This is a genomic window from Enterococcus aquimarinus (genome assembly GCF_001885765.1).
Taxonomy (GTDB): domain Bacteria; phylum Bacillota; class Bacilli; order Lactobacillales; family Enterococcaceae; genus Enterococcus_I; species Enterococcus_I aquimarinus.
This window is the reverse complement of the sequence record NZ_JXKD01000020.1, coordinates 1-12,471: the sequence shown is the minus strand read 5'-3', so window position 1 is coordinate 12,471 and position 12,471 is coordinate 1. Positions and strand designations below refer to the sequence as shown.

Genomic DNA, 12,471 nt, shown 5'->3' with positions numbered 1-12,471 from the left:
CTCAAATAATTATTCTAATTGGAGGATTTATATTATGTCATTAATCGGAAAAGAAATGGTTGAGTTTCAAGCGAATGCGTATCATAAAGGTGAGTTTATCGAAGTCTCATCAGAAGATTTCAAAGGAAAGTGGAATATTGTTTGTTTTTATCCTGCTGACTTCACTTTTGTCTGTCCAACAGAATTAGAAGATTTACAAGATCAATATGCAACCTTACAAGATTTGGGTGTCGAAGTTTATTCTGTGTCAACGGATACTCACTTTACTCATAAAGCATGGCACGACAATTCAGACGCAATTGGCAAAATTGAATATATCATGATTGGCGATCCTTCTCATATCATTTCTCAGGGATTTGATGTTTTAGGTGAAGATGGCTTAGCACAACGTGGAACATTTATAATTGACCCAGATGGCATTGTGCAAGCAATGGAAATCAATGCGGATGGTATCGGCCGTGATGCAAGTACATTAATCGATAAAATCCGTGCAGCGCAATACGTTCGAACACATCCAGGTGAAGTTTGTCCTGCAAAATGGAAAGAAGGCGCAGATACGCTAAAACCAAGTTTAGATTTAGTAGGTAAAATTTAATCACAGGAGGTGTTTTTTTCGATGGCTTTAGATAAAGAAATCAAAGAGCAATTAGAGCAGTATTTAGCATTATTAGAATCAGAGGTCGTTTTTCAAGCAAGTCTTGCTTCTGACGACAATTCAATCAAAGTAAAAGAATTTTTGGAAGAGATTGTCGCGATGTCACCTATGATTTCCCTAGAAGAACTTTCATTAAGTCGGACGCCAAGTTTTAAAATTGCGAAAAAAGGACAAACAAGTGGTGTCGAATTCGCAGGGCTTCCTTTAGGCCATGAATTCACGTCATTTATCTTGGCTTTACTTCAAGTGAGTGGTCGCGCGCCTAAAGTGGATGATACCGTCATTCAACAAATTAAAGCCATTGACCAGCCACTTTCCTTTGAAACGTATGTTAGTTTAACCTGTCATAACTGTCCAGATGTTGTCCAAGCGTTAAATATTATGGCAGTTGTGAATCCGTTGATTTCTCATGTCATGATTGAAGGCGGGATGTTCCAAGAAGAAGTCGAAGCGAAAAAAATTATGGCCGTTCCAACGGTTCTTCTAGATGGCGAAGAGTTTGCAAGTGGTCGTTTAACTATCGAACAATTACTTGAAATGATTACCGGACCTGCGAGTGCCGACGAGTTTAAAGACAAAGGCGTCTTTGATGTTTTAGTTGTTGGTGGCGGACCAGCCGGCAATAGTGCTGCAATCTATGCCGCTCGTAAAGGAATTAAAACAGGGATGGTCGTGGATACTTACGGTGGCCAAGTGATGGATACTGTTGGAATCGAAAATATGATTGGGACTTCTTACACGGAAGGACCAAAGCTAATGGCACAAATCGAAGCGCACGCGAAAGATTATTCCATTGATATCATGAAAAATCAACGAGCGAAAGCAATTCGTAAAGCGGAACTCATTGAAGTAGAATTAGAAAATGGGGCTATTTTAAAAACAAAAACAGCCATTCTTTCTGTAGGTGCGAACTGGCGTAATGTCAATGTACCGGGAGAAGAAGAATTCCGTACAAAAGGTGTCACCAATTGTCCGCATTGCGATGGACCATTGTTTACTGGGAAAGATGTGGCCGTTATCGGTGGCGGTAATTCCGGTATCGAAGCAGCATTAGACCTTGCTGGCTTAGCAAAACATGTCTATGTCTTAGAATTCTTACCTGAATTACGAGCAGACCAAGTCTTGCAAGATCGGGCAAATGCTTTAGAAAATATTACGATCATTAAAAATGCAGCAACGACTGAAATTACTGGAACGGATGAAGTCAATGGGATTTCATATACCGATCGTGAAACGAATGAGGATCACCACATCGCGTTACAAGGTGTTTTTGTGCAAATTGGATTAGTGCCAAATACCACTTGGTTGAAAGATTCAATCGTCGAATTAAATCCACGTGGCGAAATCACCGTTGATCACCACGGCATGACCAATGTAGAAGGTATCTTTGCGGCAGGAGACTGTACGGATAGTGCATACAAACAAATTATCATCTCGATGGGATCAGGTGCAACGGCAGCATTAGGCGCATTTGATTACTTAATTCGTCAGTAATCGATAAGATAAAAAACAAGTTCATCTTTGTGGTGGACTTGTTTTTTTGATTGATTGAATCTTAGGAGTGTAAGCCATTTAATCACTTTGATTCGATGACGTTCATTACTTAAAGTTTGGAGGAATCTTTAAAAAGAACATTTGTTAGAATTGACTTCCCTATGGATTGTTTGGTATATTAACTGAGTAGAACAAAACTAAAATAATAAAATGGTTGGGCTAATAGCTTCAAGGATCATATTCTTCAAGGGGTGAGAAGAATGTATTTGAAGTGGCTTTTGAACTTTTAGAGCATACTTCTGTATTTGGAAGTATGCTCTTTTTTTTATTTAGAAAGGGGGATATACATTTTGAAAGAAGCTTTAGAAAGAATCCGTTTAGCGGAAGAACAAAATAAAGAAGCTGAACGTGCGATGATTGACGAATTAGATCACTATCAAATCGAAAAACAACAAGCGTTACAAGCGATTCAAACGCAACAAAAAAACCAACGGAAAGAAATCATCCAACAGCTTGAACGCGAATTGTTAGCAAAAGAAAATGATCTGCAAAACCGTCTTTTAGCAGAAGCGACAGAAAGTCAAATGAAAGACGAAGCACGCTATCAGCAACAAAAGGATCAAATGATTGCGCAAATTATAAATGAAATGAGGGAGAATTATGGCTGTTAATCGCTTAACCAAGATGACTCTCTTAGCAGAAAATCGTCACCACGATTCACTCTTAAAAAGTTTACAACGATTTCAAAGTGTTGAAATCGAAGATATTTTTGAGAACCAAGAGAATCAGGAATGGTTAGAAGCTTATTTCCCAGCATTAGAAGAAGTCGATCAAACGAAAGAACAACTTTATGTTCAATGGTTGCATCAGATTGAAAAAAGTATTGTTTTTATTCGCGACAATGGATCTGTCAAACAAAAAATTAAAGATCTACCGCGCAAAAGCTATACACTGAATGAATTAGAAGCCCGTTTTAATGAAGAAGCCTTAGTCAGTTTGTTAAATCAAGTCGCTCAGCTACAAAAAAGTTGGGATGAAAATACGAAGAAACTGAAATACTGGCAACAAGCAGAAGATTGGGCGAATCAGTGGCTACAATACGATGTTTCACCATCTGAGCAACTGGACTCTGCAGAAGCAGTACAAGCAAAAGTGGCTGCGGAATCATGGGAAACCGTTGAAACGTACTTAATGGAGCAAAAAGACGTTTATTACGAGCTAAATTATAGTTCTGAAAAAGAAATCAAATTTAGTTTTATCGCCTTAAATGAACGCGCCGTGACAGTGCAAACTGAATTAATTACTTTTGGTGTCAGCATTGAACAAAACCCTTATGACGAAAGTCCCGCTACGTTATTACCAAAGGCGAAGAAAGCTCTGAAAGAATGTGTCGAAACGTCTAAGGCACTCACAAGTGAAATTGGGTATTTAAAGGGTCAAGTTTCGATTCTACAATTGAACGAAGAAGTATTACTGGCGCGTTTAACAAGAGAACGAGCGAAAGAACATTTGGTCTTAGCTAAATACTTAGTCGTGATACGTGCGTGGGTCAATGAAGAAGATCAAGAACTATTGATGAATCAACTACAAGCAGAACATGATCAGGCCTTGTTCTTTTCATTTGAATCACCGACAAAAGAACAAATCATGGAAAATAAAGTCCCAACCAAATTAAGAAATAATCGTTTTGTTTCGCCGTTTGAAATTCTGACAGGGATGTATTCTGTTCCTAAGTATGAAGAAATTGACCCAACACCATGGATGGCACCTTTTTATCTCGTCTTCTTTGGAATGATGGTCGCTGATTTAGGCTATGGTTTCTTAACGTTTATCGGTACGACACTTGCTTTAAAATATCTCATCTTACCGAGAGGAACTGAAAAATTTGTCCGTCTATTTCAAATCTTATCTATTTCGATTATGATTTGGGGCGGAATTTACGGAAGTTTGTTTGGGGTCTCCTTACCGTTCCAATTACTCGTGCCAACGGAAGATTTTATGACAATTTTCGTATTATCGCTCGTTTTCGGTGGGATCCAAATTTATACTGGATTATTCTTAGCAGCCAAAGAACATATCAAGAAAAAAGATTATCTCAGTGCTGTTAGTAAAGGGTTCTCTTGGCAAGGGATTCTGACCGGTATCTTTATTGCTGCAGCGGGTAGCTTATTCTTAGACTCACCTTTACTCACAACTATTGGTACCTATTTAGCACTCTTTTGTGCCTTTTTGGTTCTATTGATTCCGATGATTCAAAGCAAATCAAAAGTAGGTGGGTTCTTTAGTGGATTGTATGAGTTATATGGAGTTACTGGTTATATTGGCGACTTTGTCAGTTATAGTCGTTTAATGGCTCTAGGAATCTCAGGTGGGAGTATCGCAATGGCGTTTAACATGCTTGTTGCAACGATGCCAACTGCCGCGCGATATTCTGTCGGAATTTTATTATTAGTGGCGTTACATGCGTTAAACATTTTCCTATCAATGTTAGGCGCTTATGTCCATGCGGCAAGGTTACAGTATGTTGAGTTTTTCGGGAAATTTTATGAAGGTGGCGGACGGCCTTTTCAAACGTTCAAAACAGCAGAAAAATATATCAATGTCGATGAAAAAAATGGAGGAAATCAATCATGATCAATTATATTTTAGAAAATAACGCCGGTGTATTATTTGCCATTTTAGCAATGGGAACAGCAACAATCTTTGCAGGAATCGGTTCTGCCATTGGGGTAGGGAAAGCCGGAGAAGCAGCGGCTGCTTTAATGACAAATCAACCTGAAAAATTTGGTCAGTCTTTAATCTTACAATTACTCCCTGCAACACAAGGATTATATGGCTTTGCGATTGCGGCGATGATCTTTACTAGCATCTCACCTGATATGGATATTGTCACTGGCTTATCTTATCTAGGCGCTTCTTTACCGGTAGCATTCACTGGTTTATCTTCTGCGATTCCTCAAGGGAAAGTAGCGGCTGCTGGTATTCAAATTTTAGCGAAAAAACCAGAGCATTTCTTTAAAGGTGTAATGTACGCGGTAATGGTAGAGATGTATGCTATTTTAGGTTTCGTTATTTCATTCTTACTCTTAGGTAGTATCTAATCAACCTTAAAGGAGGAATATCAGATGGATGCAATCGATGTGATTATCGAAAAAATAAACGAACAAGGAAATACTGAACGAAATGACTATAAGAACAATCGTTTAGCGGAAATTGAAACAAATTATCTCGTGGAAGAACGAAAAATCAATCAAGATCATGAACTTCAATTAGCGAGACAAACCGAACAAGTCCATAAACAAGCCCAGCAACGAATCAATCGATTGACCGTCGGGGCACGACAAGATGCATTAAAGAAAAAACAAAGCTATCTAGAACGTTTGTTCGATGAAGTTGCCGTTGTAATGTCTGAATGGTCAATAGAAGAAACACAAGCCTTTGCCTTTGGCGTGTTAAAAACGTTGCAATTAAAACAAGCAACATTCATCCCTGGTGGTTTAATGGATTCATCTATCTTTACGACCGAGTGGATCACAGAAACAGCAAAAAAATTAGACATGTCATTGACGCTTGCACCAACAAGTAAAACCCTTGAATATGGTTTTTTGGTCGAACATGAAGGCGTTCAATATAACTTTTTCTATCGCGACTTATTATTAGAAGAGCGAAAAAATAAAGGACGCGAATTTATGCAAGTGTTATTTTCATAAGGAGGAGCCGATATGAACAATAGCTATCATACAGTCAATCCCATTATTCGGATTAAAGAAAATGAATTGCTGTCAAAGGATACCTTTGAACAACTCATTCAAGCGCCGAATTTTGAAAAAGTGGCTGAAATTTTAGCGCCAACGGTCTACGGTAAATATTTAGGAGAAAATTTTCAATACGATTTTGAAAAATCACTAAATCAAGAGCTCGTCCAAACGTATGGGGAATTGATTGAAATCATTCCAAACCCCTCATTAATTTGGTTGTATACGATGCGCTATACGATTCATAATTTAAAAGTATTAACGAAAGCTGATAAAATTAAAGAAAATTACGATTACCTCTTTATTCCGGATGGTTTTTTTACCATGGATGAGTTAAAAGCCGCGATTGAAACAGGTGAATCAAGCACTCTTCCTGTATCAGTTGTCAAAAGTATTCAAGAAGTGCGCGACTATTTTGAAGAGTCTCACATTTTACAAGGAATCGATGTCATTTATGACCGCTTTTATCTTAGCGAGCAATATCACTTAGCGAAGTCATTAAAAGATGAAGCGATTTTGCAAGCGATAGTAGCGACGATTGATTTGAAAAATATTATGACGACTGCTCGATGTCTGTTACAAAAACGTTCTTATGCCTTTATGTCGGCAGTAATTTCGGAGTATGGGAGTATCGATAAAGAGCTGCTGTTAGATTTTTCAACTCGACCACTTTCTGAATTAATTGAGTTTCTATTACAAAGTGACTATCGTGATTTAATTGGTCCAGCCTTGAGTAGTGAGGAAATTGATTTTTCTCGCTTAAGTGTATTAACAGATAATTATTTAACGACGATTTTACAAGTGGCCCAAACCCAAGCATTCGGTCCCTTACCGCTATTAGCTTTTTTAAATGCAAAAGATATCGAGGTCATGAACTTACGGCTAATTATTGTTGGCAAGCGCAGTGGCTTTACGAAAGAAGCGATTTATGAAAGGATGCGGACACTTTATGACTTATAAAATTGGCGTCATTGGTGATAAAGAATCCATTATGCCATTTAAATTATTTGGTTTCAGTGTTTTCTACGGTGTCAATGAGACTGTCATCAGTGAGAGTTTGGATAAGATGATCGAAGAAGGTTATGGCGTTATATATATTACAGAAGCATGTGCCAAACAAGTTTCACAAAAACTAGAAAAAACAAGAACGTTAGTGACCCCAGCAATCGTCTTAATTCCTGATCATGATGGATCGTTAGGCATTGGTTTGAGTGCGGTCCAAAAAAACGTTGAAAAAGCAGTAGGACAAAATATCTTATAAAGGAGCAGAACAAATGGAAATTGGGACAATTGTAAAAGTTTCAGGTCCATTAGTCATGGCTGAAAATATGGGACATGCGAGTATTCAAGATATTTGTTATGTCGGAGATTTAGGTGTGATTGGTGAAATTATTGAGATGCGCGGTGACGTCGCATCGATTCAAGTATATGAAGAAACTTCTGGTATCGGACCAGGTGAACCGGTTAAATCGACTGGAGAAGCACTTTCCGTCGAACTTGCTCCAGGATTACTCGCACAGATGTTTGATGGGATACAACGACCACTCGATGTCTTTGCCCAACAAACACAAAGTCATTTTTTAACAAGAGGGGTGCAATTGCCAGCACTTGATCATGAGAAAAAATGGGACTTCCATCCTATCGCGCAAGTAGGCGATGAGGTGGAGACTGGGGATATTTTAGGAACGGTTCAAGAAACAAAAGTAATTACGCATAAAGTGATGGTTCCTCCTGGTGTTAAAGGAGTTATTCAAGAAATTTATGCGGGTGCCTTTACGATTGACGAAACGATTACGTTGATTCAAACCGATAAAGAAATCCAGTCCGTTGCAATGTTACAAAAATGGCCTGTTCGCCGTGCGCGACCAGTGCGCGAAAAACGCAATCCAGATGCTCCTATGATCACTGGACAACGTGTCATTGATACGTTCTTCCCTGTGACTAAAGGCGGCGCTGCGGCAGTACCAGGACCCTTTGGTGCAGGTAAAACCGTCGTGCAACATCAAATTGCGAAATGGTCAGATGTTGATTTAGTTGTTTATGTTGGTTGTGGCGAACGCGGAAATGAAATGACGGACGTAATGAACGAGTTCCCAGAATTAATTGACCCGAATACGGGAGAATCATTAATGGAAAGAACGGTGTTGATTGCCAATACGTCAAATATGCCCGTAGCCGCACGTGAAGCCTCGATTTATACGGGTATTACGATTGCTGAATATTTCCGCGATATGGGATACTCGGTGGCAATCATGGCGGACTCGACGTCACGTTGGGCAGAAGCTTTACGTGAAATGTCTGGTCGTTTAGAAGAAATGCCGGGAGATGAAGGATATCCAGCCTATTTAGGTAGTCGCTTAGCCGAATATTATGAGCGTGCCGGACGTGTTGTTACACTAGGGAAAGACCGACGCGAAGGAAGTATTACAGCGATTAGTGCGGTTTCACCATCAGGGGGAGACATTTCAGAACCGGTGACTCAAAATACGTTACGAGTTGTGAAAGTCTTTTGGGGGCTTGATTCGATTTTAGCGCAACAACGTCATTTCCCATCCATCGACTGGCTGCAAAGTTATTCGCTCTATCTTTCAGAAGTAGGGGAGTATCTCGATCAACAATTGCAAGTCGATTGGTCTGGTCTCGTCACTGAAGCGATGCGGATATTACAAAAAGAATCTGAACTAAATGAAATTGTCCGTTTAGTTGGGGTTGATTCCTTATCGGGTCGCGACCAATTAACACTTGAAACGTCTAAACAATTACGGGAAGATTATTTACAACAAAATGCGTTTGATGATGTCGATACGTTTACTTCTCGTGAAAAACAATATCAAATGCTAAAAACAATTGTGTTGTTCCACGAAGAAGGTCAAAAAGCCCTTGAATTAGGTGCTTATTTACCTGAAATTATGGCTGGAACAGTGCAATTAAGAGATCGAATCGCTCGAATGAAATACGTTCCAGAAGATGCGATTGAATCGATTATAGTATTAGAAAAAGAAATCAAAGAAACGATGAGAAGTATTTTACAAAAAGGAGGAATGTAACTTGATTAAAGAATATAAAACAATTGGTGAAGTCGTCGGTCCATTAATGGCAGTCGATCGCGTAGCTGGTGTCAAGTATGAAGAATTAATTGAAGTACGCCTCCAAAACGGTGAAATCCGCCAAGGTCAGGTTTTAGAAGTACAAGAAGACAAAGCCTTAGTGCAAATTTTCGAAGGAACTTCAGGGATTAATTTACGTGATTCAGCCGTGCGTTTTTTAGGACATCCTTTAGAACTAGGTGTATCAGAAGATATGGTGGGTCGCGTATTTGATGGTCTTGGTCGTCCAAGAGATGGTGGCGCAGATATTCTTCCTGAAAAAATGATGGATATCAACGGCGAAGTGATCAATCCGATTTCTCGTGATTACCCGGATGAGTTCATTCAAACCGGTATTTCTTCCATTGATCATTTAAATACACTCGTTCGTGGGCAAAAATTACCCGTGTTTTCAGGTTCTGGCTTGCCTCATAAAGAATTAGCCGCTCAAATCGCGCGCCAAGCAACGGTATTAAATCAAAATGACGATTTTGCGGTCGTTTTTGCAGGAATTGGGATTACGTTTGAAGAAGCCGAATATTTTATGGAAAATTTCCGTCAAACGGGAGCGATTGATCGTTCCGTCGTCTTCATGAATCTAGCGAATGACCCTGCAATTGAGCGGATTGCAACACCGAAAATGGCCCTAACAGCAGCCGAATATTTAGCATACGAAAAAGGCATGCATGTTCTAGTCATTATGACAGATATGACGAACTACTGTGAAGCGTTACGTGAAATCTCTGCGGCTCGTCGTGAAGTTCCTGGTCGTCGTGGATACCCAGGTTACCTTTATACAAACTTAGCAACCCTTTATGAACGTGCAGGGCGCATTCGTGGCATTAAAGGATCCGTTACGCAAATTCCGATTTTAACGATGCCAGAAGATGATAAAACCCATCCAATCCCTGACTTAACCGGTTATATTACTGAAGGCCAAATTATCTTATCTCGTGATCTTTATAAAAAAGGAATCGAGCCACCGATTGATGTTCTACCATCGCTTTCACGTTTGAAAGACAAAGGAACAGGCGAAGGAAAGACACGGATTGATCACGCACCAACAATGAACCAGTTATTTTCTGCTTATGCACAAGGTAAACAAGCAAAAGAACTTGCGGTAGTCTTGGGTGAATCGGCTCTTTCTGAGACCGATCGCATTTATGCAAAATTTGCTGAACGTTTCGAAGAAGAGTACGTCAATCAAGGATATCAAACGAACCGTTCCATTATTGAAACGCTCGACTTAGGCTGGGAGCTATTGAACATGCTACCTCGAACTGAGTTAAAACGAATCAAAGATGAAATGATTGACGAATATCTGCCAGAAAAGAGGTAGAAACATATGGCAATTAAAAATGTGAATCCCACAAGAATGGAACTCGCCCGATTATCAAAACAATTGGGAACAGCAAAAAGAGGGCATAAGCTTTTAAAAGATAAGCAAGATGAACTCATGCGACAATTTATCTTGTTGATTCGTGAAAATAATGTCCTTCGAAAACAAGTTGAAAAAGAAATGACCCACGCTATGAAAGCTTTTCGTTTAGCGAATGCGACATTAAACGAAAATTTCATTGAAGAATTATTTATTTTACCTGCTACCGAAGTGTCCCTTGATATTTCAGAAAAGAATATCATGAGTGTAGTTGTACCAGTGATGAACTTTGATTATAATGAGACGTACACCGATACACCTTTAGAGTATGGCTTTTTAAATTCAAATGTTCCACTGGATTTATCCATTGAACGCTTTACAAGTGTTTTACCTCAATTACTCAAATTAACGGAAGTTGAAAAAACATGTCAGTTAATGGCCGAGGAAATTGAAAAAACAAGACGACGAGTGAATGCTTTGGAATATATGACGATTCCTGAACTGGAAGAAACCATTTATTTCATCAAAATGAAACTCGAAGAAAACGAGCGGGCAAGTGTAACACGAATGATTAAAGTCAAAAATATGGGTAAATAACATATAGTGAGGCTAATCTTAAGATGAGTAAAATAAAAGAAAAGAACATTACCGCTCCGCAATTAATTACTTATGGTTTTGCAACCATTATTTTGGTAGGGGCAACACTATTGTCTCTACCAATTTCTTCTCAAACTGGCGAAGCAACAAACTTTTTAGATGCCTTATTTACTGCCACTTCAGCGACTTGTGTCACTGGATTAACCACTTTAACGACGGCTACTCATTGGAGTACTTTTGGCCATCTCGTGATTTTGACGATGATTGAACTTGGAGCGTTAGGATTTATGTCCTTACCTGTACTTTTTTATTTAGTCACACGTAAAAAAGTTGGATTAGGCATGCGTATACTGCTTCAACAATCACTAAACTCTGATCGACGTACGGGTGAGGTGAGCTTAATGATTTATATCTTAAAAAATGCGCTCTTAATTCAACTAGCTGGTTTTTTATTATTAGCTATCGATTTTATTCCCCGATTCGGTTGGAAAAAGGGGACATGGTTTAGTCTATTTCATGCAGTATCCGCTTTTGGAAATGCCGGTTTTGACTTGTTTGGTGATAGTTTAGTCGGTTTTCAACAAAATCCTTGGGTTCTTTCCATTATTAGTGGTTTAATTATTTCTGGCGGTTTAGGCTTCCTCGTTTGGTCGGATGTTCTTTCTTATAAAAGAGTTCGACGAATTAGTTTACATAGCAAAATCGCCTTGATTGTTACCGCAGCACTTTTAATTTTTGGGACTCTTGGCTTTATGTTGACAGAAGGAAACGCTGCAAGCCTAGCAGAAGGGAACGTCATTCATCGATTTTTTAATACGATATTCATGTCGGTTACTCCTCGAACAGCTGGCTTTTTCTCTGTCGATTATGCATCAATGACGCATGCTGGTCTTTTGTTGACCATCATTTTAATGTTTATTGGTGGGACCTCAGGATCGACAGCTGGAGGATTTAAGACCACTACGTTTGGGATTTTGATCATTAAATTGGTGTGTATCTTTAAAGGAAAAGAGCATACGGAATTTAGGGGACGTACTATCAAGGAATCAACGGTATCAAGAGCGTTAGTCTTGTTCTTTTTACTCTTAACAATCGTCATCGTTAGTACAATGATCTTATCTATTACAGAAACCGTTCCGGACGTTAATGAATTAGGATTAGAATATATCGTATTTGAAGTGGTTTCTGCTTTAGGTACAGTCGGTCTAACAATGGGCTTAACTCCGCAATTAACGGAAGTCGGTAAAATCATTATCTTATTACTTATGTTCATTGGTCGAGTTGGCATTATGACCGTCGTGTTCTCACTTGTGACACGAGGGATTAACAAGAAACAGACCTTTAAATACCCAGAAGAATCCGTTATTATCGGGTAGTAAGACTGTGTAAGTTAAAACACGCTACAAGTAGTTTATTAGACTACTTGTAGCGTGTTTTTATCTTTTAGCAATAAAGAAATGTCCAATTTTGAATTATTATTTGTCAAATTAAGCGAGACAACTGCTC

At 39.0% G+C, this 12,471-nt stretch carries 12 protein-coding genes and 1 other annotated feature; all 12 genes read left to right on the top strand.

Annotated elements, in window-relative coordinates; translation table 11 throughout:
• Positions 1–34 precede the first annotated feature (34 nt).
• The 12 genes from ahpC to RU93_RS10740 all read left to right on the top strand — a co-directional run bounded on the left by ahpC (position 35) and on the right by RU93_RS10740 (position 12,341).
• Positions 35–595: an alkyl hydroperoxide reductase subunit C gene (gene ahpC / locus RU93_RS10795; RefSeq protein ID WP_071875641.1), complete on the top strand. Its 561-nt coding sequence runs from the start codon at positions 35–37 to the stop codon at positions 593–595.
• A 21-nt stretch (positions 596–616) separates the two neighbouring features.
• Positions 617–2,149 carry an alkyl hydroperoxide reductase subunit F gene (gene ahpF / locus RU93_RS10790; protein WP_071875640.1) on the top strand — a complete coding sequence of 511 codons (1,533 nt, stop codon included), beginning with the start codon at positions 617–619 and terminating at the stop codon, positions 2,147–2,149.
• Between the two features lie 212 nt (positions 2,150–2,361).
• Positions 2,362–2,410: a sequence feature (sodium ion sensor (DUF1646 type); this cis-regulatory element may regulate processes involved in with the transportation of sodium ions), on the top strand.
• Between the two features lie 89 nt (positions 2,411–2,499).
• Positions 2,500–2,820, top strand: coding sequence for a hypothetical protein (locus RU93_RS10785; protein ID WP_071875639.1), 321 nt, complete (start codon positions 2,500–2,502; stop codon positions 2,818–2,820).
• The gene (locus RU93_RS10780) at positions 2,810–4,783 is read left to right on the top strand and encodes a V-type ATP synthase subunit I (protein ID WP_071875638.1); all 1,974 of its coding nucleotides are present in this window, start codon (positions 2,810–2,812) and stop codon (positions 4,781–4,783) included. The genes RU93_RS10785 and RU93_RS10780 overlap by 11 nt, the downstream gene beginning before the upstream one ends.
• Positions 4,780–5,250, top strand: coding sequence for a V-type ATP synthase subunit K (locus tag RU93_RS10775; protein WP_071875637.1), 471 nt, complete (start codon positions 4,780–4,782; stop codon positions 5,248–5,250). The genes RU93_RS10780 and RU93_RS10775 overlap by 4 nt, the downstream gene beginning before the upstream one ends.
• Positions 5,251–5,274: 24 nt before the next feature.
• Complete coding sequence (locus tag RU93_RS10770; protein WP_071875636.1) at positions 5,275–5,859, top strand: hypothetical protein; 585 nt, start codon at positions 5,275–5,277, stop codon at positions 5,857–5,859.
• A 12-nt stretch (positions 5,860–5,871) separates the two neighbouring features.
• Positions 5,872–6,864: a V-type ATPase subunit gene (locus RU93_RS10765; protein ID WP_071875635.1), complete on the top strand. Its 993-nt coding sequence runs from the start codon at positions 5,872–5,874 to the stop codon at positions 6,862–6,864.
• Positions 6,854–7,165 carry a V-type ATP synthase subunit F gene (locus tag RU93_RS10760; RefSeq protein WP_071875634.1) on the top strand — a complete coding sequence of 104 codons (312 nt, stop codon included), beginning with the start codon at positions 6,854–6,856 and terminating at the stop codon, positions 7,163–7,165. The genes RU93_RS10765 and RU93_RS10760 overlap by 11 nt, the downstream gene beginning before the upstream one ends.
• A 13-nt stretch (positions 7,166–7,178) precedes the next feature.
• Entirely contained in the window at positions 7,179–8,951 is a 1,773-nt protein-coding gene (locus RU93_RS10755) for a V-type ATP synthase subunit A (RefSeq protein WP_071875633.1), read from the top strand.
• Between the two features lies 1 nt (position 8,952).
• A complete protein-coding gene (locus RU93_RS10750) occupies positions 8,953–10,329 on the top strand; it encodes a V-type ATP synthase subunit B (protein ID WP_071875632.1) in 1,377 nt (458 codons plus the stop codon).
• A 6-nt stretch (positions 10,330–10,335) separates the two neighbouring features.
• Positions 10,336–10,965 (top strand): V-type ATP synthase subunit D, encoded by a 630-nt coding sequence (locus RU93_RS10745; RefSeq protein WP_071875631.1) that lies wholly within the window; start codon positions 10,336–10,338, stop codon positions 10,963–10,965.
• Between the two features lie 23 nt (positions 10,966–10,988).
• Positions 10,989–12,341 (top strand): TrkH family potassium uptake protein, encoded by a 1,353-nt coding sequence (locus RU93_RS10740; RefSeq protein ID WP_071875630.1) that lies wholly within the window; start codon positions 10,989–10,991, stop codon positions 12,339–12,341.
• The last annotated feature ends 130 nt before the right edge of the window (positions 12,342–12,471 follow it).

Bases quoted from the DNA above. Each gene is read 5' to 3' on its own strand.
- RU93_RS10770 (WP_071875636.1), top strand. From the start codon at position 5,275: ATGGATGCAATCGATGTGATTATCGAAAAAATAAACGAACAAGGAAAT.
- RU93_RS10755 (WP_071875633.1), top strand. From the start codon at position 7,179: ATGGAAATTGGGACAATTGTAAAAGTTTCAGGTCCATTAGTCATGGCT.
- RU93_RS10760 (WP_071875634.1), top strand. From the start codon at position 6,854: ATGACTTATAAAATTGGCGTCATTGGTGATAAAGAATCCATTATGCCA.
- RU93_RS10765 (WP_071875635.1), top strand. From the start codon at position 5,872: ATGAACAATAGCTATCATACAGTCAATCCCATTATTCGGATTAAAGAA.
- RU93_RS10740 (WP_071875630.1), top strand. From the start codon at position 10,989: ATGAGTAAAATAAAAGAAAAGAACATTACCGCTCCGCAATTAATTACT.
- RU93_RS10780 (WP_071875638.1), top strand. From the start codon at position 2,810: ATGGCTGTTAATCGCTTAACCAAGATGACTCTCTTAGCAGAAAATCGT.
- RU93_RS10745 (WP_071875631.1), top strand. From the start codon at position 10,336: ATGGCAATTAAAAATGTGAATCCCACAAGAATGGAACTCGCCCGATTA.
- ahpC (WP_071875641.1), top strand. From the start codon at position 35: ATGTCATTAATCGGAAAAGAAATGGTTGAGTTTCAAGCGAATGCGTAT.
- ahpF (WP_071875640.1), top strand. From the start codon at position 617: ATGGCTTTAGATAAAGAAATCAAAGAGCAATTAGAGCAGTATTTAGCA.
- RU93_RS10775 (WP_071875637.1), top strand. From the start codon at position 4,780: ATGATCAATTATATTTTAGAAAATAACGCCGGTGTATTATTTGCCATT.